The following is a 25,865-nucleotide window of genomic DNA, read 5'->3' on the forward strand; positions in this document are numbered from 1 at the left end:
ATAAGCACTGTCGGTCATTAAGCAAAGCGGCTTTACCGGCTATTTACCTTCGGCTTACGTATCAGGATGTTTATCTAAGACACTGAAGCACAAATGAAAACGGCCTGGACAGTGCCAGGCCGTTAACAATTGTAAAGCTGAATTTATTTCAAAACAGCCAGTGCAGCCTCGTAGTTTGGTTCTTCAGCGATTTCCTTGACCAGTTCGCTGTGCAACACATTGTCGTTTTCGTCCAGCACCACCACCGCACGGGCGGTCAGGCCGGCGAGCGGGCCGTCAGCAATCGCAACGCCGTAGTTCTCGATGAATTCACGACCGCGCAGGGTCGACAGGTTCTGTACGTTCTCCAGGCCTTCGGCACCGCAGAAACGTGCCTGGGCGAACGGCAGGTCAGCGGAGATGCACAACACGACGGTGTTGGCGACGTCGTTGGCTTGAGCGTTGAACTTGCGAACCGACGTGGCGCAGGTTGGGGTGTCGACACTTGGGAAGATGTTCAGCACTTTGCGCTTGCCGGCAAAGCTTGCCAGTGTCACGTCGGACAGATTGCCGGCAACCAGGGAAAAGGCTGGTGCCTTGGAACCGGCTTGTGGCAATTGGCCGTTGACTTGAACCGGATTGCCTTTAAGGGTGACTTGAGCCATGAACGGAGTCCTTCTGAACGTTGATGTGGAGAAATCGTCGAGGCCGAAGTTAATCACGAAATGGCCCGGCGACCTACCGTCAGATGCAAATTGTGAAGCCTCGACGCAGAAATTGGATACAACCTGTTTAACGACCAATGCACAACTCTGTGTTATCCGGGTTTGCCCACGAAGTAACCGGAACATCCAACACTCATGCTGGCAGACAGTACGCCATCGCGAGCAGGCTCGCTCCCACAGTGGATCAGTGTCGAACACAAATGTCTCAGCTACCCCAAACCCCATGTGGGAGCGAGCCTGCTCGCGATGAGGCCGGAACATCCAATACTCATGTTGGCAAACCGTCCCCCATCGAAGGACAGCTCGCACACAACACCGGGTCAAATCGCCTTTAGCGAAATAGTGTTGGCAGCGCTGTCGATTCAGCCATTCGCCAATCGACTAGACAGTGAATCATTCAAATCCTGCGGAGACACCACCATGCGATTCATGATCATTATAAAAGCCAGTAAAGACTCCGAAGCCGGCGTGATGCCCAGCGAAGAACTGATGACCGCAATGGGCAACTACAACGAAGAACTGGCCAAGGCTGGCTTACTGCTTGCAGGCGAAGGCCTGCACCCCAGCAGCAAGGGCTCCCGCGTGCGATTTTCCGGCAACCAGCGCACCGTCATCGACGGCCCCTTTATCGAAACCAAGGAGCTGATCGCCGGGTTCTGGTTATGGCAGGTCAAATCGAAAGAAGAAGCCATTGAATGGGTCAAACGCTGCCCAAATCCGATGCCGGGTACTGAGCCCGAAATCGAAATTCGGCAAGTGTTCGAGATGGATGACTTCGGCCCGGAGTTGACGCCAGAGCTTCGCGAGCAGGAAGAGCGAGTGTTTGGAGCGTCGAGAAAGCAGTGAGTCACTCGACACAGCCAGAGAAAAACACAGACGCCAATTGATGACGTCCGGGGTATTGCTCACCGCCACGGACGTCATCTGTCACTGAAAGCGCACCGGTTAAACCGGGTATTCATCTCGGTTTCTAAACATCAGATACACAGGTTCCACGCCTGATTCATCCGGAAAAACAACAATATAATCGTCAAAACGAAGCTCATCTTTATAAATCAAGGGCTCCAGTAACGGCACCGGAGCCGATTGTACAAAGCCCAAACGATTGATTGGAGGCCGGCTGATTGGCGAACTGATTTGGATCGGCAAAGGGGCAGTCCAGTTGACGGTGATAGGCGCGGGGCCGTCAGTGGTGAAACTGAAACCATTGGATTGCTCATTTCGCAACGCAGCTCTCACCCGAACGCTGGGTGCCGGACTCGTGCCCTGAAACGCAGTGATATAAACCTGCAGCAGTTGTTTTACCTGGCGCATCCCTTGAAACATCGTCCCAGGCGTGGCATCAACCAAGGCAGAATTCATCCTGATAGGCATATGCACCTCAGCCTTGATTGCCGCAAGGTGTTGCCAATCCAGACCTTCGAGGACCAGCAGCTCAACCAATGGCACGCTGATACCGTAAACCTCGGTATCAGCACGACTGGAGAACAAAAACTGCAGTACGACAGCACAATCGATTTTTTCGGACGGCTCTCCGGCTATTTTCTGCCAAATAAACTCGCCTACCGCTGAACGTATGGATTTTTGTAACGCATTGAGTTGAGCGGGATGTAACACCAACGGCCCAGCAGCCAATAAAATATCAGGGCTATTGCCGGCAAGCGACAGCGACGCGGTAACCGCCGAAGGACTGTGCCCCGGGCCGACACCTGCTCTGCCTCGAGCACTAATCAATTGCTCCAATAGCCCGATCAACAATGCTTCTGCGTCTTGGTATAAAGAGGCGAACCGCTGGGTATACGTTACTAGCCGCGGAAAATAGTGATCTTGAATGGCTTTGCACTGCTGAACCTGAGCATGCCACTGCGCTTCATCGGAGCGTGCATAAGAGAGGTTGCGCTGTGTGCCGTCCATCACCAGATTTGCACTCCTTTTCCAGAACTCCATTTTTCTGAAAGCGGTATGCGCTTCATTCCGGACATGCTCCACGGCTCGAATGCGCGTCTCCAACGCTACGGCTCTGGCATCAATACTCTGCTCACTGCGTTGTTGTTCGATACCTTCGTCGAAGTCTCTAAATTCAGTGTCGAGAGCTTTCTCCGATGCGGCGCCGTCTGCGCTAAGTTCCTGTAGTTTGGCAAGGTTTCGGGCGGCGGCAGACAGTGATACAGCAGGCCTGCCAACAGGCGGAAAAGTTTCATCTTTAAACGCTGCTGTCCCTCGCTTGTGATGCCAGTTCATCACGGTAGATACAACCAGTTCTGGACTGTTCGAGATGGACTCCTCTTCAGGATAAAACAGCAAGTCCGCCCCCTGAGGATGACCAACAATCTGATCAAAATGATTGATCAGCCGGTCATGCTCCCGCTTGGGCAAATCGACAGCCCAGATGCGGCGTACCAAAAACTGAAATTCTGATGCGGTGTAATCCTTTAGTGTTGATTTAAGTTCCATCTTGGTTTCTCCCTTGATACTTTTTATACAGTCAAGCGCTGTGGCGCTCGCTCGCTTGAGGCTTGAGCGAGCGACACTAAAGGCTGAGTGAGCTATTCAGGCTTGAAGCCGGGCTTGTTATTAGCTGCTCGCCATTCTTTTATGACCCTTAGCACGTCTTCTGGTGTGCTTTCACATCCTTCCTCGGGGAAAAAAATTAAGTCAGAGCGATTAGGATGTTCAGTAACCAATTCGAAATGCGCCACCCCTTTATCTATGAAATCTTCAAATTCATCCGCAGACAAATCGTGCCTTTTTTTATAGAGACTTCGCAGAAACTCTAAAAACTCTGACTCTGTATAGTCTTCAAGACTCTGTTTAATAATCATCACTAATTTGCCTTTCTATGGAGGTTAATATGTCGCTTCACAGTCAAAACCACCAAATTATCCATATCGTAAACTGCGCCTCCTTGAGCAACTTCTAATAGATGATGTAGCTCAAGCTCTACTCTGCCTCCGTATTGCTGAACACCGAGGACGTGCAATTGGGCGGCGGCCGCAGATAACGAGCGCTCCACCGAACAGGAAGCGGCTAGGCATCGCAATATAAATATGGCTCGTTATTGGCCGCACACCATTTCTGGAATTTCAGGGATGACCTTTATCCATCAAGGTAAAGACCAATGTTTTCACTTCCATGGCTGCGGTGTATTGAAAGACGACTTTTATGCCCGGATAGAAAGCGGGATCCAGTTGATAGGATTCCCACCCACCGGTTTGTCCCATGGGCTCAGGCATTCTTATGGGGCCCCTTGCTTCCATTGGTTCACCAAAAGTCTCATGCACATCGGACTGAGCCATCCCGCTAGTGAATGGCTCAGGAAGGTAGCCTTCATACTCAATTGTCGACGGGGTAGTTTTCCTAAGAGTTACAAATAAAGCTTCGAATCGTTTCGAATCTGCCCAGAAGGACATTGATATTCCGTGTGCAGGGGTCAAATGCAAATTATCGCGTCCAGGGTATAGTTCCTTCAACGGTTGACCATCAATTACCCCAAGGCGGACTAATTCATCATAGTTTTGGCCCAAGCAACCGATTGCTTTCTCAATATTTATTTTGCTCATCAATACCATCCTTGATAATTGCGCGACTGGAAAACTCAAACTGCAGCACCGGGCGCACTTTTCGCGTTCAGCCGGCTCACCTGAAGTGTTTTGAATAAACTGCAAGTTTGCACCTTGAGGGCGGCCAACTATTTGATCGAAATAATTGATCAACCAATCGTGTTCCTGTTGGGCATTTCAACGGCCGTGATCCTTTCGACCCGCGCCTTGAATTCTGACACGGTGTATTCCTTGAGTGTTGGTTTAGGTTCCATCTTGATTTCTTCTCTTGATACTTTTTATACAGTCAAGCACTGTGTCGCTCGCTTGTGGCTTGAGCGAGCGACACTAAAGGCTGAGTGAGCTATTCAGGCTTGAAGCCGGGTTTATTATTAGCTGCTCGCCATTCTTTGACCTCTTTCAGAACCCCTTCGGGAGTGTCTTCCTGATGGGGCTTGGGATAGAAGATGACATCTGAGCCGGATGGATGCTCGGTCACACGTACGAAGTGAACTAAAAGGCGATCTAAATGGGCCTCCAACGCTTTACCCTTCAACCCGTCGGGGTATTCTCTAAAACCTTTTAGAAAAAACAAAAACTCAGATTCGGTGTATTCATCCAGCTTATTTTTAAAGATCATTATTTTTTCTCTCAATGTGCAGTTCTATATGACGCCGGGGCGTAACGACCGATATGTTATCAATACCGTAAACATCTCCACCCATAGCAATTTCAATGTCGTGATGAAGTTCGAACGTTTTACGCCCACCACGTTGGTCGGCAGAAATGGAGAATGGAGAAAGTCCCCCGCGCATTCTGGTTAAGTTGTCGATAGCAAATTGCTTACGCAATATCACATCCGCCGCCACAGCCCTCCAAAACGCTTCTCTAAATCGATGAAAATTCGCGAACTCCTTTCCTCTCAACTGATCAGCAATCTTAGCGGGTATTGGCGCCCCCGCTCCTCGCGCAGCTTCACCCAACAATACCCCCGAAGTGACCTGCCCTACTCCGCTCGCGACGCCCGGATCATCCCGCCGATCACGAAACAAGGCATCGGGTGATGGCAGCTCCATGTCCCCGGGAAACCCAGGAATACTCGCACCCATCTCGCCTTCGTCAACAGCCGGAAACGTCTCGTTTTGCGGTAGGACGGGGATGGCCGGGGTGCCCGGATAAATCAATGGGTCGGTAGGAGTGATCGGCGATGTCGTCGAGCCGAGGTGTTCGCTGCCCGGTGGGACCAACGGTTTCCAGCTACTGGCCGGGGGAATGGGCCAAGGAACGACTGCCGGTATGACGCCGACCCATCCTTCGGCACTGTTTGGTGTCTTGATGCTTATTTTGTCGAGGTTGAAAGGATCGCTCCAGAACTCTGGCCGTTCCTGGTATCGCAGTTCGAACTCACGGTTTTCACCGATCCAGGTATTTTTTGGGGCGTAAGGCGCAAAACCTTGTTCGATGCGTTTTTTGTTAACGGCATCAAATGGAGCTCCGAGTGCACGGTATTCACCCAGCGTGCTCCACAGCGTTTTGTCAAAGGCTTCGAACGAGGTGAATTCCCGGCCTCGATGATGGTTGCCGATCTGGCTTGGGATAGCGGCGCCCTGTGCCTGGGTAGCCGCGCTCCACCAGTCCTTCGCTGTGGCTTGTCCCGTTCCGGTGACAACACCCGTGCCCATCGGCGGCACGTTGAAGGACAGATAGATGGGCTCCATGCCGGGCACACAGACAATGCAATCCTGGATACGCAGGTCGACACCCGCCGGAATGTCTTGTAACTGCGGTTCAGTCACCCTCAACACAGTCGCGCCAGGTGCGCTCGAAGGCGTTGTAACATCGGCGGCGAACTGTATCTGCCTGCTCGGTGAGCCGGGAATTTCGGCCAGGTAAACACTGGTAAGGGGATCAAGTACTGCGTTTACCACCGGCACCCGGGAATCGATGTCCCCTCCGGTCTTGGTGACAATGATCGCAGTACCCTGTGCAACGGCTATGGGTTTGAGCCGGTATTCGGCCTCTACCGAACCGCCCTTGTCAGCGATTGTTTGCAGCTCCCGATGGTCGTGAAGGTCAAGTGCCGACGCCGGAATGCCGACCGCGTGAAACAAGCGACTGCGCTGTTCAGGGGTTAACTCACCGTTACCCAACTCAGATGGGTAGGCAATCGCGCCAATAAATATGGCGACTTGGCTGAGGGTGAGAGTCCCTAATACTCCGCCAGCGATGATCACCGAGCGCTTTACGCCCAGCGTCAATACATCGAAGCTGCCTGGGACCGATACCCCGTAGCCACTGACAAGCACCGATGTAGCAGACATCGACAACTTCGGATAACTAACAGTGTTGGCCTGCTTGATCCGTTCAATGCGTATGTCTTGATCAGACTGTTGTTTGAAGCGAACGCGCACATCACGCTGCTCGGCATACAGGCGTCTGCGCTCTTGCCCCTGCCAAATGATCGTCTGCTCGGCATGACGCCTGGCCAAGGCTCTGGATTGTTCTGTCAGGGCGGTTACTTGCGTTGATAGAAATCGCGCTAGATGGGCGGCGGCATAGGCGTTTTCCCAAACTTGATGGCCGTGGGCGAGCGAATCACCAAACTGGTCTAATCGCGCCAGGTAATCATGGGTGGAGCGCGAGAGCGGATCGTGCCCATCGAACGAATAAGCCAGTGCGGTATTTGCGTGAATCTCTGCGGTTTTATGGGCGATCTGCCTGTCGACCTCGGCCTGCTCTTTCTCGGTGCGATACAAGTACCAGCGGCTACCCGCATTAAAAGAGTCAGGGCGCAGACTGTCCGAAATTGAATGCTGAAGCGATGAAGTGAGTTGCTCGGCCCTGGCGGCAAAACGCCGGTCGGCCTCCGCTCTGGAAGCGCCATGACGCTGAGCCATTCCCGCGAGCATTTGCTGACGCGTCTGAGCCCTGGCCTGCTCCTGAGCGCGAGCGACTGTTTCAGCATGTGCTCGGGCCTGCTGCTCTCGAAATTCCCGCAGGGCTCTTTTGCGAGCTGCTCTGGTTTTCGAGCTGGGACCACCGAAATTCCCCGAAGCCCCGACGCGATTGCCACCGCCACCACCTCCGCCACCCCCCGAGCCACTGCCAGCGGCGGGCGGTCCGTGCCTGATCACTACCTCACCTGACGTTCCATCGTTTAATCGTTGTGCCATACAGTTCTCCTTGTCTGTATGGCCAAGCGTGTCGATGTGTGACGGGGCAGGTGCGGTACATAATTACAGGGCTTGGATTAGCGTGTTTCGGGGTGTTTCCAGGTGATTCACCGTCGTGATGTTTTGAATCAAAGTGCCATCTTCCAGGAGGCTACAACACCTTGCTCCATTGCCTACAACCAAGCCAGAATCCGCCGGCTTGTGTGGCTGTAGGGGCGTCGGTAACTTGTTCGCGTCACTGATTCCCAGTGATCGGGTTTAGTAGCCCGGCCAAGGTAAGTACGGTCGCATGAGTATCGTCATTCAGGTTCACACCTGCGCTTGATGGTAGCTGTGTGCATGGCGTTCTCGGACGCGCCGGTTTTTGCCTGCCTTACCGGTCTACTAACTTGCGCACAGCTGCCACCCCTTCGTTTAGTAGCGAGATGGTTTCGGCCCAACTACTAAGGTAAGCAACGATGAAAAAACCTACGCCAAATCCGCCGGGCTCCGTCCCGCCGCCCCTCGCCTCGTTCGCCGACATCCAGGCCACCCCACGTCACCCCAGCACCCTGTTCACCATCGACCCGACACTCGCTACCGAAACCCTGCTCGCCCACGCCTGCGAGTCGCTGGCCTCGGCGAATGTGATGGCAACAGATCTGGCTGGATTTTTGGAGGGGCCGCATCGCAATACCCTGCTGGGCATTGCGCAAGTGATCATGCTGGGCGAACTGGCCGTCAATCGCGCTTTGGATCAACTAGATCCACCTTAGAAAATGGCCAGCACACGCCGGTTAATGTTCTTCGCAGGCAAGTCGAATCGCCGCCCGCATGCGCCTGCAGGCGGCCGCGGCTTGCCTGCGTTTATGTTGAACACACCTCTCCCGCCAAGCCCCTGATAACTATTAACTTTTTAGTACACAGAAATAAGTTGAACGGGTACACAAAACGATAGAATTAATTCCTTCGACTGGATAAACGGTAGTTAACTGCTAGCTTCAACAGACGAGTCCTACAGGCTAATCGGAAAGAGCTTACGTAGTAACGGCCATCAAGTGCCAAGTCATCCAATGAGCCACGAAGGAACCGGGCGATCATGACAATTAAATCGGGTGTATGCGCCTTTTTATGGGTGGCATCACTGGCGCCTGCTGTTTGTGCCTTTGCAGACAACGCCGAAGAAGCCAACAAGAGTAACAACCCGCTCAACCTGGCGCCCGGCGTCAACCTCCAGGATTACTACACGCCCAAGCTTTACGACACTAACGTGCACACCAACGATGCGTTGCTGCGCGGTACCCTTCCCATTGCCCCCAACGACTTCATCGGCGTTCCACAATTACTGCGCGCCACTCTCCCGATCAGTACCCGTCCCGATCCGCATAACGGCTACAGCACCGGTATCGGCGACCTGAACCTGTTTGATATTTTCTTGCTGAAAACCGACGGCGTGCAGTTGGGCGTCGGCCCGCAGATCACCGCGCCCACCGCCGCACAGGATGAGCTGGGCACCGGCAAGTGGCAGGCAGGCCTGGCGGCCATCGCCATCGACTCCTCGCCGCGCGGTTTGCTCGGCGCGCTGGTGCAATACCAAAGTTCTTTTGCCGGCGACCATGATCGTGCCCATGTCGAAACCGCAACACTGCAACCCTTCATCATTCATAACCTGGAAAAAGGCTGGTATTTGCGCTCGACCGGCACCTGGACCTTCGACCTGAAAAACGACACTCATTACATCCCCATCGGTCTGGGTGTCGGTAAGGCATTCAAATCCGGCACTAACATCATCAATGCCTTCGTTGAGCCGCAGTGGACAGTGGAACGCAAGGGTGACGGCCTGCCGCAATTCACCTTGTTCACCGGTATCAACGTCACCTTCGGTAAATAAGGAATTTTTATGCAGGTTGCCATTCGCATTGCCGGTTTCAGCTTGATGACCCTGTTCGCCAGCTGCGGCGTCGGCGCCCAGGAACTTGATACCCGAATCGGCAATATCACGCTGGAAAGGGAATTGCCGGGCAAGTACTGGTTCAGCGACTTGCGCTTGTATGCCCCAACGGGGGTCCACTTCGATACAAGCTGGACACTCGACGACATCACCGTTGTGCAATGACGCCGAAGGTTTTGATAAGGAAGCTTTATGAGTAATCGCATGTTGCTTACGGCGTTCGCGCTCTCGCTGAGCACCAGCGCGTGGGCCGATTTCACTGCCACCCCGGAAGAGGCCCGCGGCATTGCCAAGGAAGCCTATTTGTACGGGTTTCCGGTGGTTGAGATGTACAAAACCCTTTACACCCAAGCCGTGGACAAGAAGAGCCCGAACTTTAAAGCGCCTTTCAATCAGATCGGCAACACGGCCAAAGCCTTTACTGCCAAAGACACCGCATTTGTTACGCCCAACGCCGACACGCCGTACTCTTTTATCTGGATGGACCTGCGCGCCGAACCGCTGGTGCTGACATTGCCGCCCATCGAAGAGCACCGCTACTACTCGGTGCAATTGATTGACGCCTACACGCAAAACTTCGCTTATTTGGGCACTCGCGCCACAGGCAACAACGGCGGCCATTTCATGATCGCCGGGCCAAACTGGCAAGGCCAGCAACCGGTTGAAATCGACCGTTTGCTGCGCAGTGAAACCAACATTGCGTACGCGCTATACCGCACGCAGCTGTTCGATGAAAAGGACCTGGCCAAGGTCAAGCAGATCCAGAAAGGCTACAAAGTCGAGACGCTCAGCCACTACGTGAAGCAAAAAGCTCCGCCCGCAGCACCCAAAATCGATTGGCCAAAGCCGACGCCCACCATGAGCGAAACGCCGGACCTGTTTCGTTACCTGAATTTCATGCTGTCTTTCTCCCCGCCCCAGGACGCTGAAAAGGACGTATTGGCACGCTTCGCAAAAATCGGCATCGAAGCCGGCAAACCTTTCGATGCCAATGCGCTGCCTGCCAGCCAACGCAAAGCACTGGAGGACGGTATCAGCGATGCCAAAGCCGAGTTTGCCGAGTTCAAAAAAGACAAGGTCGATAAGCGTCAAGTCACCAGCGGCGACCTGTTCGGCACCCGCGATCACCTCAACGGCAACTATCTGTACCGCTACGCCGCCGCGAACATGGGGATCTTTGGCAACTCTGCCGAGGAAGCAAATTACATCGGTTATTTCGTCGACAAGGACGGCCAACCCGTCGATGCGTCCAAACACGACTACACGCTGCATTTCGACAAAGGCGCCCTGCCCCCGGCCGACGCTTTCTGGTCGCTGACGATGTACAACGGCAAAAATAAACTGCTGGTGGCCAACCCGTTGAATCGCTACTTGATCAACTCGCGGATGCTGCCCGACCTGAAGCTTGATGCCGACGGTGGCTTGACCCTCTACGTGCAACACAAGGCGCCGCCCAAAAAACTGCAAAGTAACTGGCTTCCCGCGCCTGAAGGCCCGTTTTACGGGATCTTGCGCTTGTACCTGCCAAAACCTGAAGTCATTAACGGCCAGTGGCAAATACCGCCACTAACCCCTGTCAATCAACACCCACAATAAACGGAGTCAGCCATGGTCAGGCCTTTTGTAATACGTCCTTTACTGGCCCTGTGTGTTATCGGCGCAAGCCCTTTGGTCATGGCCGCCGAGGGTGGCGTCGGCCGACCGATTACCGGGCAACAAGTGTTCTCCAACGCCGGGGTCGTGCCGCCGGAACCCGGCTGGGTCATGTCCTTCACCAGCATCTGGTATGACGGCAGCCTCAAGGGCAGCAAGGGCGTGCCGATTGTTGGCGAGATCGGTGCCGATCTGGACATGAAAGTGTCGTACACCATGGCCAACTTCACGCATGTCTGGGACACCGGCAAAGGGCGCTGGAACTATGCGTCTGCCATCGGTGTTCCAGTGCAATACACCGACGTCAACATCAGCATTACCGGGCCACGCGGCCGAACCCTCGGCACTGAAGACACCGGCACCCAGTTCGCGGACATGCTGGTCACCCCGATTGCCGCCGGCTATCACTTCGATGAGCTGAATCACATCTCGTTTTCGCTGCCGATTTATGTTCCCACGGGCGCCTACAACGACAATCGCCTGGCCAACCCCGGTCAGAACGATTACACGTTCATGCCCACCGTTGCCTTTACTCACCTGGATGGCAAGGGCGGCGAGTTTACGGTGTCGAGTGGCCTTGAGTTCTACACCGAAAACACGACCACCGATTATCGCAACGGCAACATTTTCACCCTCGACGCAATGTGGACGCATGGCTTCGGCAACGGTTGGAGCGCCGGCATTGTCGGCGGTTACGTGCAGCAAGTGACTGACGACAAAGGTGACACCGCTGACACACTTAATGGCTTTCGCGGACGTTCGGTAGGCGCTGGGCCAGTGGTCGGTTGGGCCGGCAAATTCAACGATGCGCAAGCCAGTGTCAGCGCCCGCTGGGTGCCGGAATTCGACACCAAGAATCGCCCTGAAGGTAATGGATTTGCCGTCAACCTGACGTTGGCATTTTTCTAGGAGTGACCAAGGATGGCCACCGGCACACGATTGACCGTTTGCAGCCTGCTTTTCAGCGGCTTCGCCTGTGCTGCCGGTGACCTGCCGACACTTGGCAGCACGCCCGCGCAACAGGTTGCCAAAGGCGACCCCGAAACCTGCCATCGGCTGCAGCAGGACTTCGACATCGACCTGAAAAAAGTGGTGGCCGCCGGCTGCGAGCCCTCCACGGAACAGATCGCCAAGTTGATGGACAACCCGGTGGGCAATCTGGTTTTGCTGTTCAATCAGTACGACTACACCGCCCTCAAAGGCCCCAACAGCAATGGCACGCGCATGCTGGGCAAATACAGCTTCATGCCGACCTTTCCGATTTCCATCGGTGAAGACTGGAACCTGATCAACCGCTTGCCCATCAGCTACGTCAGCGCCCCGGTGAATCACCGGGCCGGCAACCTGATCGGCATGGGCCCCAACGACATTTTGAGTGAGCGCAACGATTTCGCCTCTGTGGTGCAGGACCCGTTCGACCGCACCAGCGGTTTTGGCGACCTGGCGTATGTCGGCGTGTTCTCACCCAAAGAGCCGATTCGCTTCGCCGGTGGCGGCAAAATGGTCTGGGGTTTCGGCCCTACGGCGATGTTTCCTACCGCCGAAGAAGACGTGCTTGGCACCGGTAAATATTCGCTGGGCCCCGCGTTCGTTGCAGCCTACCTCGGGGAAGACTGGACCCTGGGCGTGTTCCCGCAACATTGGTGGTCGGTGGCGGGCGACAGCAAGCGCAAGGACGTCAGCCTGACCAACATCCAGTACTTCATCCAGCGCAACATTCCTGGCCCGGAGCAATGGCGCGTGGGCATGACGCCCAACGTCACCGTCAACTGGAAGGCTGACGGCGGCAACAAAGTCACCTTCCCGATTGGTCTGGGTGCGGGCCGGATCTTCAACTTCGGCAAGCTGCCGGTGCGGATTTCCGGGGAGATCCAGTACTCGGCGATTCATCCGGATGACTTGATCAGCAGTCGCTGGAATTTCCGTTTGTCATTCATTCCAGTCATTCCGACCTTCATGTTTTGAGCATGTGTTTGAAAAAAGGACAGCACCATGACCGCACTCACTGACCTGAAAGCCCTGCAAGCGAGCATCGCCGAAGCCGTGCTCGGGCAGGACGAAGTGATTCGCCAGATAATTCTCGGACTGTTGGCCAACGGGCATTTGCTGTTGGAAAGTCTGCCGGGGCTGGCCAAGACCCGCACCGTCAAAGCGCTGGCCAAGCACCTGGACGCAAAAATGAGCCGCATCCAGTTCACCCCGGACCTGTTGCCGTCGGACATCACCGGTGCCGAGGTGCTGCATCAGGTGGATGGCAGAAACGAGATTCAGTTTCAGCCCGGTCCGCTGTTCGGCAACCTGATTCTGGCGGATGAAATCAACCGCGCCCCGGCCAAGGTTCAGGCTGCGCTGCTGGAAGCGATGGAAGAACGGCAGATCACCGTGGCCGGCAACAGCCATGTGTTGCCGGAATTGTTCATCGTGGTCGCGACCCAGAACCCGATCGAACAGGAAGGCACTTACCCATTGCCGGAAGCGCAGATGGACCGTTTCCTGATGAAGGTCCTACTTGACTACCCGAGCGCCGAAAACGAGAGCCAGGTGCTGCGACTGTTGCGTGAAGAAGAACAGGCCCTCGGCGCCAAGACGGCCGCCGCACAAGGCTTTGCGCTGTCGCAGGAAGTGATTTTTGCGGCGCGACGCGAAGTCAGCGCCATCCATGTGTCGCCCGCCATCGACCGCTACCTGATCGACCTGATCAATGCCACCCGCCACCCAGCCGACTACGACGCCGACCTTGGGCGCTGGATCGACATCGGCGCCAGCCCTCGCGGCGGCATCGGCCTGGACCGTTGCGCCCGGGCCGATGCGTGGATGCAAGGCCAGGATTTTGTATCCCCCGACAATGTGCGCGCCGTGGTGCACCCAGTGCTACGCCATCGCCTGCATTTGAGCTACGACGCCGTCGCGGATGGCGTGACGGCCGATCAAGTGCTTGATCGGCTGCTGGACAAGGTGGCGATACCGGCATGAACACCGACGGCCTGGTGTATGTCTCTCTGGCGCAATTGATGGCGCTGGAGTTCAAGGCCCGTGACTTGAGTTTTGTGGCGCGCCAACCGCAAGGCAGCATCCTGGCTGGCAACCATGCCTCGCGGTTGCGGGGCCGTGGTTTGAACTTTGATGAACTGCGCCGTTATCAGCCGGGAGACGACCTGCGTCATCTGGATTGGCGCGCATCGTTGCGCACCGGCAAACCGGTGGTTCGTACCTTCACCGAAGAACGTGACCGCCCGGCGTTGATCCTGGTGGACCAGCGCATGTCGATGTTTTTTGGCTCAAAACGCAGCTTCAAATCCGCCATTGCCGCCGAACTCGGCGCGCTCGCGGCGTGGATGGTGTTCAACGCCGGTGATCGCGTCGGCGGCTTGGTGTTCAACGACCAGCGCATCGACAGTATCGCCCCGCTGCGCAGTCGTAAACGGATCGAAACGTTGTGCAGCCGCATCGTCGAGCAAAACCAGCGACTGAATGCGAGCAACCCGGACGCCGAGGGTCAAGACCAGCTCGACAAGGTGTTGCAGCAATGTCTGGCCGTGGCGGGCCACGATCATCTGATTTGTATCGTCAGCGACTTTGCCGGTGCCGGGGAACGCACGTTGCAGTTGATGCGCCAGTTGGCGGCGCACAACGATGTAATCGCCATGCAGGTGTACGACCCCATCGCGCTGAACTTGCCTAAGAACGGCCGCTTGCTGGTTACTCAAGGCCAGTTGCAAGTGGAGCTGGCGGTTGAACAGCGCAGCGTTCATCAACCACTGGGCGATTTTCTCAGCGGCCGGCTCAAGGATGTCGCCACGTTGCTGCGCCGCAGTCAGGTGCCGCTGATGATGTTCAGCACGGCAAGCGATGCACAGGAACAACTGCGTGCGGAGTTGGGCCGGGGGCGCCGATGAATCCGAACATCCCCAGCATCGACCAACTGAAAGACATCGCCCTGCCGGCACCGGTCAGTTACGCGCCGCAAACGTGGGGCTGGTGGGCGTTGCTCGGTGTGCTGGTGGTGGCGGTGTTGCTGGTCAGCGCACGCCGGTATTGGCAATGGCGACGGGATCGTTATCGGCGTGAGGCACTGCTGCGCCTGGCCGAATTACGCAGCAGCGAGCATCAACTGAGCGCTATGCGCGAACTGCCGGAACTGCTGAAACGTGTGGCGTTATCGATGCCGGCGTCTGCGATGCATACAAGCCCAGTGGGAGCGAGCCTGCTCGCGATAGCGTTACGACATTCAAAATCCAAGGTACCTGGCACACCGCTATCGCGAGCAGGCTCGCTCCCACAAAGGGTTCCCGCTGCACTTGGCGGTGAACAGTGGCAGGCGTTTTTGCAGCAACACAGCCCGCAACCGTTACCCGCCGATTTCAGCCAGCAACTGGCGCAATTGGCCTATGCGCCGGATGCAACGCTGCAGTCGATACCGAGCGAGAAACGTCAGCAATTGTTCGACACCTGCAAACTCTGGGTGGAGCGTCATCATGTGGCAGCTTGATTACCCGTGGTTGCTCTTGTTGCTGCCGCTGCCCTGGTTCGGCTATCGCTTGCTGCCTGAATATCGTGAGGCCCGCAGCGCCGTGCGTGTACCCTTTTTCGGTGCCATGAGCCGCGCGGTCGGCCAGGCCCCCAGCCAGGCCGGAACCCGTACCAACCGCTGGCAACTGGTCTTGAATCTACTGGTATGGGCCCTGTTACTGGTGGCGGTTGCTCGTCCGGTTTACGTTGAGAAACCCATCGAGCGCCAGCAGCCGGTGCGTGATTTGATGTTGGCCATCGACATTTCCCAATCAATGGAAACCACTGACTTCACCGACGCCAGCGGGCAAAAAATCAATCGCTTGGCCGCCGTAAAAGAAGTGGTTCATGGCTTCATCGACAAGCGTAAAGACGATCGACTGGGCCTGATCGTGTTCGGCAGCGGCGCCTACCCGCAAGCACCGTTAACCCTCGATCACGCCAGCCTGTCGCTGTTGCTCGACGACACGGGCATTGGCATGGCCGGGCCGAACACCGCCATCGGTGACGCGATTGGCCTGAGTCTGAAGATGCTCGATCAGGCCCACGAGCAGGAAAAGGTGCTGATCCTGCTCACCGACGGTAACGACACCAGCAGCGCGATAACGCCCGATCACGCAGCGTCGATGGCGGCCGCCAAAGGCGTGGTGATTCATACCATCGGCATTGGCGACCCGACCGCAGAAGGTGAAGCCAAGGTCAACCTGCAGGGCTTGAAGCAAATAGCCGAGGCCACCGGTGGCAAGTTTTTCCGCGCCGAGGACCGCCACGCGCTGGATCAGGTTTACAGCACCCTGGACACGCTCACACCGCATCAGGTGAACACGCTCAGTCATCAACCCAAGAAGGATTTGTTCTGGTGGCCGCTGGGCGTGGCCATCGGGTTGCTGGCGTTGTACCACGTGGGCGCCCTGCTGCGCCCACACCTGGCACTTGCTCGCCAGCGGCAGGAGGTTTGAGATGGACATCAACCTCAACGACCTGCATTTCCTGCGTCCGTTTTGGCTAATGTTGATGCCGTTCGCACTGCTGCTGCCGTGGTTCTGGCGCCGCAGCCGCGATCTGCAACGGCGTTTGCGTAGCAACATTGCCGAGCATTTGCTGGCGCATTTGCTGATCACACCTCAGGACCAGCAACGCCTGCGGCCAGTGCATCTGTTGTGTGCGCTGCTGGCGCTGGGCGCCCTGGCGGCTGCCGGCCCGACGTGGGAGCAGGATCGCCCGGACTTTCTCGAAAATCGTGCGCCGCTGATCATTGCCATTGATTTGTCGCCGTCGATGGACGCCACCGATGTACAGCCGAGTCGTTTAGAGGCCGCCAAACATAAAGTGCACGACCTGATTGCACGTCGTGCCGGTGCGCGTAACGCACTTATCGCCTACGCCGGCAGTGCGCATCTGGTGTTGCCCGCAACCGATGATCCAGCGTTGCTCGATACCTTTATCCAAGCACTGGGCACCGACCTGATCGGCAAACCGGGCAAGGACGTCGGTGCGGTTATCGAGCAGGCAAAACGCCTGCTGGCAGCCGAAAAAACGCCGGGCACGTTGTTGTTGATCACCGACGGCGCCGACACTTCCCGGCTCGATGGGCTGGATAAACAATTGGACGATAGCGGCTTGCAGGTGTTGATTCTGGCCGTCGGCAGCGAGGATGGCGGAATCATTCACGACGGCAATGGCCAACCCCGTACCGACAGCAACGGACGACCCGCGCTCGGCAGCTTTGACCAGGCAGCATTGAAAAAACTGGCGTCGGCAGTCGATGCTCCGTTGGGCAGCCTGACCCTGAATGATGACGATCTGGATTGGGTGGAGCTGCATGCCCAGCAACACTTCCAGAGTGCCAGTGACGAACAGCGCGAACTGCAATGGAAAGACGCCGGTTATTGGTTGTGCTGGCCGCTGTTGCTGATCGCCTTCCTTTGCGTGCGCAAGGGCTGGAGCGTGAACTGGATGGCCGGGTTGCTGCTCGCGCTGGGCATCGGTTTGCAACCTGCGCCTGCCGAAGCAAATGCACTGGTCGATGCCTTTTTCACCCCGGACCAACAAGGTCGCTGGGCGTTCGAGCATGAACACTACCCGCAAGCGGCGGCGCATTTTGCAGACCCGTACTGGAAAGGTATTGCGGCCTACAACGCGGCGGATTTTGACCTGGCATTGGCAAGTTTTGCGCGCCTGGACACGCCGCAGGCCTACTTCTACCTGGGCAATATTTACGTGCGCCGCTTCAAGTTCGATCAAGCCATCGAGGCCTATAACCAGGCGTTGAAGTTACAGCCGCAGTTTCCTGAAGCCACTGCCAACCTGGCCTTGGCCATCGCCCTGCAAAAAGACACCGACAGCGCCGAACAAAACACGCCAAAGGTCAAACCTGACGAAATCAAAATGGATAAAGCGCCGGGCAAAGGTCACAGCAGGCCGGTGAAAACCGAACAAGCGACTTCAGACGAAGTGTGGCTGCAGAACTTGTCGACCTCCCCGGCGAAGTTTTTGAAGCAGAAATTCAGCTTGCAGGATCTGTCGGGGGTTAAGCCATGAGCCTGCTGATGAACCGGGTTGCGGCTATCGTCCTGTTGATAGCGTGCCTGCCCAGCCCCCAGGCACTCGCCGCCGAACCTGAACTGCGGGTCCAGGCGCAATTGCTGCCGGCCGGTTCGGTCACGGTGGGCGGCATCGTCGAGTTGCAACTCGATGTCCTCACCGACAGCTGGTTCACCGACGCCCCCACCCTGCCCGACCTCAAGTTGCCAGGCGCATGGGTGATGCCGCCGGACGGACACGCCGAGCACATCAATCAAACGCTGCAAGGCAAGTCATTCAACGGCATGCGCTACAGCTACCGGATCACCCCGAACCTGGCGCAGGGTTTCGATATTCCGGCGCTGACGGTGAGCGCCAAACCAGGCCAGGCGACGTCTGAACTCAACGCGCAGACTCAGCCGATGCAGTTCACTGCCACACAACCGCCAGGGTTCACTCCCGGCGAACCCGTGCTGGTGGCAAAAGGCCTGCGCTTCACGCAAAAAGTCGTTTATTCGGCGACGCCTTTGAAGGTGGGTGACAGCATTACCCGCCAACTGACGCTTCAGGCTGACGGGGCACTGGCCATGTCGCTGCCAACGCCGCTACTGGACGATGTCAGCGGGCTCAGCCGTTACTTGAAGGCGCCGCAAGTCAGCAACCTGGACGACGGTCGGGGGCACTTCAATGGCGGCCAACGCATCGATACCGTGACGTACCGGGTCGATAGCCAAGGCAGCCACACCTTGCCATCGATCGAGTTGAAGTGGTGGGACGCCAGCCAGCAGCAAACCCGCACCGCGCACGTGCCGGCAGTGACCTTCGCAGCCATTGCCAACAGTGATTACCGGCCGGTGTTCTCGATCACCGAGGACTTGAAAAAGCTGGGCCAGCAAAGCCGTGTGCACCTCTCCGGGCATGGGTTGATGATCGGATTTTCGTTGCTGGCGATCGCATTGATAGCGTGGTTTATCCGCCCTGCAGTGCATCGCGCTTACTTGAACTGGCAGGCCAGGCGCCGTGCGCGACACGCCACCTGGCTGGAGTCCGCGGACTACGCATGGCAGCAAATCCCGGCGCAAATCGACGCCCGTCCCGCCCAACTGAGCGCGTTGTACCTGTGGGCCAGGCGCAGGCGCATGGGGCTCAAACTCAGCCACCTCGGCCCGCGCCTGCAAGCGCTTTTGCACGCCTGTTACAGCCGTCAACCGACCGAAGATCAGGCACTGCGCCAACTCAAGCAATCGTTGGCTACGCTGCATAGTCAGGTCGGTAGCAGCAAGGCCTCCGCTGCTCGCGCATTAAAACCATTGAACCCCGTCCACGAGAAGGAATTCCCATGACGAATTTGATATCGGCGCGTCACCATCACGGGCTAAAACTGATACTTGGCCTGGCGCTTTGCCTGCCATTTGTCGCGCTGGCTGCCGAGCCGCTGCCCTCGTGGAATGAAGGTCCCTCGAAGAAGAGCATTATTGAGTTTGTGCAGGCGGTAACCGATCAAGGCAGCAAGGATTTCGTCAAACCTGAAGACCGTATTGCGGTGTTCGATAACGACGGCACCCTGTGGAGTGAACAACCGGCGTACTTCGAGCTGCTGTTTGCGTTCGATGAGGTCAAGCGCACCGCCGATCAGCACCCTGAGTGGAAAACCACCCAGCCGTTCAAAGCTGTCATCGAAAACGATCACAAAGCCCTCGCGGCCGCGGGGATGGACGGCATCCTGAAAATTTTTGGGGCCACCCATACCGGCATGACCACCGAAGCGTTCGACGACTACGCCAAGACCTGGCTGAGCCAGGCTCGGCATCCGAAAACCGGCAAGCCTTATACCGAGATGATCTTCCAGCCGATGCTGGAGATGCTCGATTACCTGCGCAGCCAGGACTTCAAGACCTACATCGTTTCTGGCGGCGACACGGCGTTCATGCGCGCCTTTGCGCAAAAAGTCTACGGCGTCCCGCCAGAACAGGTGATCGGCACCACGTTTGTGACAGCGTTTCAGTACAAGGACGGTAAGGCGTCTATTTTGCGCACCGCCAAACTGGCGCACAACGATGACGGCCCGGGCAAGCCTGAGAGCATCGACGCGGTGATCGGCAAGCGGCCGATCCTGGCGTTCGGCAACTCCGACGGCGACTTGCAGATGCTGCAATGGACCGCCGCCGGGTCAGGCAAGCGATTCATGGGGTTGGTGCACCACACCGACGCCAAACGTGAATGGGCTTACGACCGCCAATCGCAGATCGGGCGTCTGGACAAGGCCCTGGACGAAGCAAAAAACCGTGGCTGGACTATCGTGGATATGGCCGCCGAATGGCGCCGCGTTTATCCCTTCGACGCAGCCACTACCGAGCAAGTGAAGTAAAAAAAAGACGTAACGCAGGACCGCAATAAACGTTTGTCGTCTAAAAACGACGTCAGTGAGCAAAAGGAGCAAGTCAGATGACTCGCATACACAAGTGGCTCCCGAAACTCGCCCTGGTGGCGGTCTCGGTGATGGCGATTTCGGCAACAGCCGGGGCCGCTGAAAAACCCAACATTCTAGTGATCTTCGGCGATGACATCGGCCAGACCAATATCAGCGCTTACTCCATGGGCGTGGTCGGTTACAAGACTCCGAACATCGACCGGATTGCCAAGGAAGGCATGATGTTCACCGACTATTACGCGGAGAACAGCTGCACGGCTGGACGTTCCTCGTTCATCACCGGTCAGACACCGTTGCGTACCGGCCTGTCGAAAGTAGGTATTCCGGGAGCACCGGTTGGCCTGCAAAAGCGCGATATCACCATCGCCCAAGCGCTTAAATCCCAGGGCTACAGCACTGGCCAGTTTGGCAAGAACCACTTGGGCGACAAGGATGAATACCTGCCGACCAACCACGGTTTCGATGAGTTCTTCGGCAACCTTTACCACCTCAATGCCGAAGAAGAACCCGAGCGTCCGTACTGGCCCAAAGACGATGCCGAATTCCTCAAGGCCAACACGCCTCGCGGCGTGATTCACAGCTTCGCCGACGGCAAAATCGAAGACACCGGCGCGCTGACCACCAAGCGCATGGAAACCATCGACGACGAAACCACCGCAGCAGCCCAGGCGTTCATCGAGAAACAGGCCAAGGCCGACAAGCCATTTTTCGTCTGGATGAACACCACCCGCATGCACCTGTTCACCCACGTACGTGATTCGATGAAGGGCCAAAGCGGCATGCCCGGCAACGAGTACGCGGACGGCATGATCGAGCACGACGGCGACGTCGGCAAACTCCTGAAAACCCTCGATGACCTGAAAATCGCCGACAACACCATCGTTGTCTACACCACCGACAACGGCCCGAACCAGTTCTCCTGGCCGGACGCGGCAACTACGCCGTTCCGCAACGAGAAAAACTCCAACTGGGAAGGTGCTTACCGCGTTCCGGCAATCATTCGCTGGCCGGGCAAGATCAAGGGTGGTGAAGTCTCCAACGAGCTGTTCTCGGGCATGGACTGGTTCCCTACCCTGCTGGCAGCCGCTGGCGATGCTGACGTAAAAGACAAGTTGCTCAAAGGCTGGGCGCCGACTGCAGGCGGCACCAACTTCAAAGTACACCTGGATGGCTTCAACCAACTGCCTTACCTGACCGGCCAACAGCCTAAAGGCGAGCGCAAGGAGTTCTACTACTTCAACGACGACGGCGTGCTGGTGTCGATGCGTTTCGATAACTGGAAAGTGGTGTTCTGCGAACAGCGCGAACCCGGCGGCTTCAAAGTCTGGTCCGAACCGTTCGTGTGCTTGCGTGTACCGAAAATCTTCAACCTGAGGATGGACCCGTACGAACGCGCCGACGTGGTTTCCGATCAGTACTACGATTGGCAAACCAAAAACGTCTACCTGGCCGCTCAAGCGGTGCAGAAGTCTGCGGCGTTCCTGCAGACCTTCATCGAGTATCCGCCTAGCCAGAAACCGGCCAGCTTCAGCATTGACCAGATCCGTGCCGCCGTGGATGCGAAGATTGCAGAAAAAATGAAAGCAGCACCCGCAGCACAGTAAGATCGCCCGACCGCCGCTCGCCGTTGTTGGCGAGCGGCTCTATTTTTTTGACTTGAGAGCGCGTCGACCTCATCGCGAGCAGGCTCGCTCCCACAGGGATTTGTGGCACACCGCAGATCCATTGGGAACAGGCTTGCTCCACAGGAGTTTGTGGCACACCGCAGATCCATTGGGAGCAGGCTTACTCCACAGGAGTTTGTGGCACACCGCAGATCCATTGGGAGCAGACTTGCTCCACAGGAGTTTGTGGCACACCGCAGATCCATTGAGAGCAGGCTTGCTCCACAAGAGTTTGTGGCACACCGCAGATCCATTGGGAGCAGGCTTACTCCTCAGGAGTTTGTGGCACACCGCAGATCCATTGGGAGCAGGCTTGCTCCACAGGAGTTTGTGGCACACCGCAGATCCATTGGGAGCAGGCTTGCTCCACAAGAGTTTGTGGCACACCGCAGATCCATTGGGAGCAGGCTGTGCTTCACAGGAGTTTGTGGCACACCGCAGATCCATTGTGGGAGCGAGCCTGCTCGCGATGAGGCCGCCAGGTTCACAGGTTTTTTCCAAATTGAAACAAGGCACCTCGCAATGTCCTCACGTGTCGCCAGCAAGTCGTCGGCCATCCCTGTTCCTCACGTTGCCGTCCCAATACTGATTCCCGCGCTGTTGTTGTTTATCTCCGGTGCGGCAGCCTTGGTGTATCAGGTGCTGTGGATCAAGCAATTGTCGCTGGTGGTGGGCGTCGAGGTGTATGCCATCACCACCGGTATCAGCGCGTTTTTTGCCGGTCTGGCCTTGGGCGGCTTACTGTTCGGGCGTTGGGCTGACCGCTTGCAGCACCCGGTTCTGTTGTATGCAGGGCTGGAAGTACTGGTGGCGGTGCTCGGCGTGGGGGCGACGTTTGCCATGAGCCTGGCGGCCGTCCCTTTTGCGTGGCTGGCGCAACACATCGGGCTGGCGGCGTGGCTGTTGCCGTTTACTTTGGTCGGCCTTCCGGCGGTGTTGATGGGCGGCACATTGCCGGTGCTGGTGCGCTCGCTGGCCGCCAATCCGCAGCAACTGGGCAAGGCTGGCGGACAACTTTATGCAGCCAATACTGCAGGTGCCATTGCGGGCACCTTGCTCGCCGCGTTTGTGCTGATCGCAACGCTCGGTGTTCGAGGCAGTGCCTTGGCCGCCGCAATGCTCAACCTGCTGGCCGCCGCCGGAGCCTTGTGGTTTCAGCGCCAGCATTCAACGCCCGTCGCAGCCCCGGCGAAACACACGACCGATAAGGTGCCAGACCGTTTGGCGCTGTGGCTGTATTCGATTGCCGGCGGCGTGGCGCTCGGTTACGAAGTGGTCTGGTCGCAATCCATCGTGCAGTTCATGAGTACCCGCACGTATGCATTTGCCGTGGTGCTGGCCACCTACCTCACTGGTTTGTTTATCGGCAGCGTTGTGTTGGCTCGCCGGGTTGATCGCCTGCGCGATCCGTGGGGCGTATTTGGTTTGCTGATTGCCGGGGCGGGCCTGATCGCCCTGTTGGAAATCGCCTTTCTCGGACGCTGGCTGGTGTTTTTGCAATCCCAGGCCGAAGCCGGCGCGCTGGCCATGGGTGGCAGCGAACTGTTGGGCATGAGCGCTCGCTTTGCCGTGGCGGCATTGAGCATCGTATTCGTGCCAACCCTGTTGCTGGGTGCTGCGTTTCCGTTGGCGCTACGCCTGAGCGTGGGCCAAGACCACGTTGGCAAGGATGTCGGCGCTGTCGTTGCGTTCAACACCTTGGGCGGAATCATCGGTGTGATGCTGTGCGGGTTCTTGCTGATTCCGCTGTTGGGTCTGGTGCGCACGCTGGGACTGCTGGCGATCGTCGCGGCCGCCGTCGGTTACTTCGCGGTGCGCAAAGGTCATCACGTAAAAAAGGGGCGGCGTCAGGCCGTGATCGCTATCGGCTTGCTGTCAGTGATCGTGGCGATTTTTACCCCGGTCGATAAACTCGCCAGCCTGCTACCGGGTGCCCGCAACGGCACACTGGCGTTTTACCAGGAAGGACGCGGTGGCACCGTGGCTGTGGTCAAGCAGGGCAAGGGCCAGAACGCCTTTCAGCGTTTGTACATTCAGGGCGTATCGAACACCGGTGACGCCATGCCGTCGCTGCGCTACATGCGCATTCAGGCGCTGCTGCCGTTGCTGATTCACAACGGCGAACCGCGCTCGGCGCTGGTGATCGGTTTCGGCACCGGCATTACGGCGGGCGCCCTCACCCGCTATCCGGGCCTTGAACATCGCGTGGTCGCAGAACTGCTGCCGTCGGTGGTACACGCCGCGCCCCTGTTCAAGGGCAACTTCAATGCCGCCGCCGACCCGGGCGTTGATGTGCGGTTGCGTGACGGCCGTCAGGAACTGCTGCGCAGCTCGCAGCTTTACGACCTGATCACGCTGGAGCCACCACCGCCTTCGGCTGCCGGTGTGGTCAATCTGTATTCGCGTGACTTTTACCAACTCGCCGCCAGTCGTCTTGAAAATAATGGCCTGGTTGCGCAATGGCTGCCGTTGCCTACGCAAAACATCGACGATTCGCGCTCGCTGGTGCGCAGCTTCCTCGATGTTTTTCCGTACGCCACGCTGTGGACCAGCGAGTTTCACGAGATGCTGCTGGTGGGCTCGTTGCAACCGATTGAACTGGATGCGGCGAAAATAACCGAACGCTTCCAGCAACAATCCGTGCGTGACACCTTGCAGGACGTGGGCATTGGTTCGGCGCCTGACTTGCTGGCGACATGGGTGACCGACCGGGCCGGGCTTGAACGTTTCGCCGCTGATGCGCTGCCTGTCACCGACGATCAACCGCGTATCGAATACGCGCCATGGGTACGCGCCAAGGAAATCACTCGCGTACTGCCGGCGTTACTCGACCTGCATATCGCGCCACCGCTGGTCAACGCAGACGCGAGCTTCATGGAGCGGATGAATACCCATCAGCAACGCCTGATGCAATTTTATCGAGCGAGTTTGCATGCCTATGACGGCGACCGGGATGCATGGGCCCGCGACATGCGCGAGGTGATGCTTGGGGACGGCGGCAATCCCTACTTCCGCTGGTTTGGCGGGCAGTGATGCAGCGCCTTTCACCCCACAATCCCGAACACGCTCACGCCGGGGAATGACTTAAACCCTGTAGAGACTCCAGGGTTTAAGGAAAGGCCATTCAGCCATTAGCGGGTATTCCTGACAGACCGAGGTGCGTCCTTCGCAGGTAAACCAACTGACAGACCGAGGCGCACCTATCGCTGGCAGGCCAGCTCCCACAGTGAATTTGGGCAATGCACAGAGTGTGTGCATGACGAAGATCCACTGTGGGAGACAGCTTGCTGGCGATGACGCCAGCCGATTCAGCAATGGGCAAGGATGGCAACATACGATTGGAGTATTCCTGACAGACCGTGGTGCGTCATTCGCTGGCAAGCCTGACAGACCGAGGTGCGTCCTTCTCAGGTAAACCAACTGACAGACCGCGGTGCGCCTATCGCTGGCAGGCCAGCTCCCACAGTGAATCTAGGCAATGCACAGAGTGTGTGCATGACGAAGATCCACTGTGGGAGACAGCCTGCTGGCGATGGCGCCAGCCGATTCAGCAATGGGCAAGGATGGCAACATACGATTGGAGTATTCCTGACAGACCGTGGTGCGTCATTCGCTGGCAAGCCTGACAGACCGAGGTGCACCTATCGCTGGCAGGCCAGCTCCCACAGTGAATCTGGGCAATGCACAGAGTGTGTGCATGACGAAGATCCACTGTGGGAGACAGCCTGCTGGCGATGGC

General features: G+C 57.1%; 23 protein-coding genes. 16 read left to right on the forward strand and 7 right to left on the reverse strand.

Annotation, left to right across the window (positions count from 1 at the left end):
- Positions 1 to 143 precede the first annotated feature (143 nt).
- Complete coding sequence (gene tpx, locus ACQR3R_RS08095) at positions 144 to 644, reverse strand: thiol peroxidase (protein WP_428271481.1); 501 nt, start codon at positions 642 to 644, stop codon at positions 144 to 146.
- A gap of 480 nt (positions 645 to 1,124) precedes the next feature.
- On the opposite strand from tpx, the gene ACQR3R_RS08100 reads away from it, so the two are divergent.
- A complete protein-coding gene (locus ACQR3R_RS08100) occupies positions 1,125 to 1,550 on the forward strand; it encodes a YciI family protein (RefSeq protein ID WP_428271482.1) in 426 nt (141 codons plus the stop codon).
- 99 nt (positions 1,551 to 1,649) lie between these two features.
- On the opposite strand, the gene ACQR3R_RS08105 is transcribed toward ACQR3R_RS08100, so the two are convergent.
- The 6 genes from ACQR3R_RS08105 to ACQR3R_RS08130 all read right to left on the reverse strand — a co-directional run bounded on the left by ACQR3R_RS08105 (position 1,650) and on the right by ACQR3R_RS08130 (position 7,140).
- Positions 1,650 to 3,158: a bacteriocin immunity protein gene (locus ACQR3R_RS08105; protein WP_428271483.1), complete on the reverse strand. Its 1,509-nt coding sequence runs from the start codon at positions 3,156 to 3,158 to the stop codon at positions 1,650 to 1,652.
- Between the two features lie 92 nt (positions 3,159 to 3,250).
- On the reverse strand, positions 3,251 to 3,526 hold the full coding sequence (locus ACQR3R_RS08110; protein WP_428271484.1) for a bacteriocin immunity protein: 276 nt from the start codon (positions 3,524 to 3,526) through the stop codon (positions 3,251 to 3,253).
- A gap of 2 nt (positions 3,527 to 3,528) precedes the next feature.
- The gene (locus ACQR3R_RS08115) at positions 3,529 to 3,717 is read right to left on the reverse strand and encodes an HNH endonuclease (protein WP_428271486.1); all 189 of its coding nucleotides are present in this window, start codon (positions 3,715 to 3,717) and stop codon (positions 3,529 to 3,531) included.
- 70 nt (positions 3,718 to 3,787) lie between these two features.
- Entirely contained in the window at positions 3,788 to 4,417 is a 630-nt protein-coding gene (locus ACQR3R_RS08120; protein WP_428271487.1) for a DUF6392 family protein, read from the reverse strand.
- Between the two features lie 190 nt (positions 4,418 to 4,607).
- Complete coding sequence (locus ACQR3R_RS08125) at positions 4,608 to 4,883, reverse strand: bacteriocin immunity protein (protein WP_428271488.1); 276 nt, start codon at positions 4,881 to 4,883, stop codon at positions 4,608 to 4,610.
- A complete protein-coding gene (locus ACQR3R_RS08130; RefSeq protein WP_428271489.1) occupies positions 4,873 to 7,140 on the reverse strand; it encodes an S-type pyocin domain-containing protein in 2,268 nt (755 codons plus the stop codon). Before ACQR3R_RS08130 ends, ACQR3R_RS08125 begins: the two co-directional genes overlap by 11 nt.
- 734 nt (positions 7,141 to 7,874) lie before the next feature.
- Here ACQR3R_RS08130 and ACQR3R_RS08135 point away from each other — a divergent pair.
- The 15 genes from ACQR3R_RS08135 to ACQR3R_RS08205 all read left to right on the forward strand — a co-directional run bounded on the left by ACQR3R_RS08135 (position 7,875) and on the right by ACQR3R_RS08205 (position 25,159).
- The gene (locus tag ACQR3R_RS08135; RefSeq protein ID WP_428271490.1) at positions 7,875 to 8,171 is read left to right on the forward strand and encodes a DUF6124 family protein; all 297 of its coding nucleotides are present in this window, start codon (positions 7,875 to 7,877) and stop codon (positions 8,169 to 8,171) included.
- 323 nt (positions 8,172 to 8,494) lie between these two features.
- Positions 8,495 to 9,286, forward strand: a complete 792-nt coding sequence (locus tag ACQR3R_RS08140) for a hypothetical protein (protein WP_428271492.1) — start codon at positions 8,495 to 8,497, stop codon at positions 9,284 to 9,286.
- Between the two features lie 9 nt (positions 9,287 to 9,295).
- Positions 9,296 to 9,511, forward strand: a complete 216-nt coding sequence (locus tag ACQR3R_RS08145; protein WP_428271493.1) for a hypothetical protein — start codon at positions 9,296 to 9,298, stop codon at positions 9,509 to 9,511.
- A gap of 27 nt (positions 9,512 to 9,538) precedes the next feature.
- Positions 9,539 to 10,942 carry a DUF1254 domain-containing protein gene (locus ACQR3R_RS08150; RefSeq protein WP_428271494.1) on the forward strand — a complete coding sequence of 468 codons (1,404 nt, stop codon included), beginning with the start codon at positions 9,539 to 9,541 and terminating at the stop codon, positions 10,940 to 10,942.
- Positions 10,943 to 10,954: 12 nt separating this feature from the next.
- On the forward strand, positions 10,955 to 11,908 hold the full coding sequence (locus ACQR3R_RS08155; RefSeq protein ID WP_428271495.1) for a transporter: 954 nt from the start codon (positions 10,955 to 10,957) through the stop codon (positions 11,906 to 11,908).
- A 12-nt stretch (positions 11,909 to 11,920) separates the two neighbouring features.
- Complete coding sequence (locus ACQR3R_RS08160) at positions 11,921 to 12,964, forward strand: hypothetical protein (protein WP_428271496.1); 1,044 nt, start codon at positions 11,921 to 11,923, stop codon at positions 12,962 to 12,964.
- A 27-nt stretch (positions 12,965 to 12,991) separates the two neighbouring features.
- Positions 12,992 to 13,972 carry an AAA family ATPase gene (locus ACQR3R_RS08165; RefSeq protein WP_428271497.1) on the forward strand — a complete coding sequence of 327 codons (981 nt, stop codon included), beginning with the start codon at positions 12,992 to 12,994 and terminating at the stop codon, positions 13,970 to 13,972.
- A complete protein-coding gene (locus ACQR3R_RS08170; protein WP_428271498.1) occupies positions 13,969 to 14,895 on the forward strand; it encodes a DUF58 domain-containing protein in 927 nt (308 codons plus the stop codon). The genes ACQR3R_RS08165 and ACQR3R_RS08170 overlap by 4 nt, the downstream gene beginning before the upstream one ends.
- Positions 14,892 to 15,488, forward strand: coding sequence for a DUF4381 family protein (locus ACQR3R_RS08175; protein WP_428271499.1), 597 nt, complete (start codon positions 14,892 to 14,894; stop codon positions 15,486 to 15,488). The genes ACQR3R_RS08170 and ACQR3R_RS08175 overlap by 4 nt, the downstream gene beginning before the upstream one ends.
- Positions 15,475 to 16,467, forward strand: a complete 993-nt coding sequence (locus tag ACQR3R_RS08180; protein ID WP_428271500.1) for a VWA domain-containing protein — start codon at positions 15,475 to 15,477, stop codon at positions 16,465 to 16,467. Before ACQR3R_RS08175 ends, ACQR3R_RS08180 begins: the two co-directional genes overlap by 14 nt.
- Position 16,468: 1 nt before the next feature.
- Complete coding sequence (locus ACQR3R_RS08185) at positions 16,469 to 18,049, forward strand: VWA domain-containing protein (protein ID WP_428271501.1); 1,581 nt, start codon at positions 16,469 to 16,471, stop codon at positions 18,047 to 18,049.
- Positions 18,046 to 19,374, forward strand: coding sequence for a hypothetical protein (locus ACQR3R_RS08190; protein WP_428271502.1), 1,329 nt, complete (start codon positions 18,046 to 18,048; stop codon positions 19,372 to 19,374). The genes ACQR3R_RS08185 and ACQR3R_RS08190 overlap by 4 nt, the downstream gene beginning before the upstream one ends.
- Positions 19,371 to 20,399 carry a haloacid dehalogenase-like hydrolase gene (locus ACQR3R_RS08195; RefSeq protein WP_428271503.1) on the forward strand — a complete coding sequence of 343 codons (1,029 nt, stop codon included), beginning with the start codon at positions 19,371 to 19,373 and terminating at the stop codon, positions 20,397 to 20,399. The genes ACQR3R_RS08190 and ACQR3R_RS08195 overlap by 4 nt, the downstream gene beginning before the upstream one ends.
- 131 nt (positions 20,400 to 20,530) lie before the next feature.
- Positions 20,531 to 22,066 carry a sulfatase-like hydrolase/transferase gene (locus ACQR3R_RS08200; RefSeq protein WP_428272604.1) on the forward strand — a complete coding sequence of 512 codons (1,536 nt, stop codon included), beginning with the start codon at positions 20,531 to 20,533 and terminating at the stop codon, positions 22,064 to 22,066.
- 582 nt (positions 22,067 to 22,648) lie between these two features.
- Positions 22,649 to 25,159 (forward strand): fused MFS/spermidine synthase, encoded by a 2,511-nt coding sequence (locus ACQR3R_RS08205; RefSeq protein WP_428271505.1) that lies wholly within the window; start codon positions 22,649 to 22,651, stop codon positions 25,157 to 25,159.
- Positions 25,160 to 25,865: the final 706 nt, after the last annotated feature.

It is taken from the genome of Gordonia sp. IEGM753, from assembly GCF_050321825.1.
Classification (GTDB): Bacteria; Pseudomonadota; Gammaproteobacteria; order Pseudomonadales; family Pseudomonadaceae; genus Aquipseudomonas.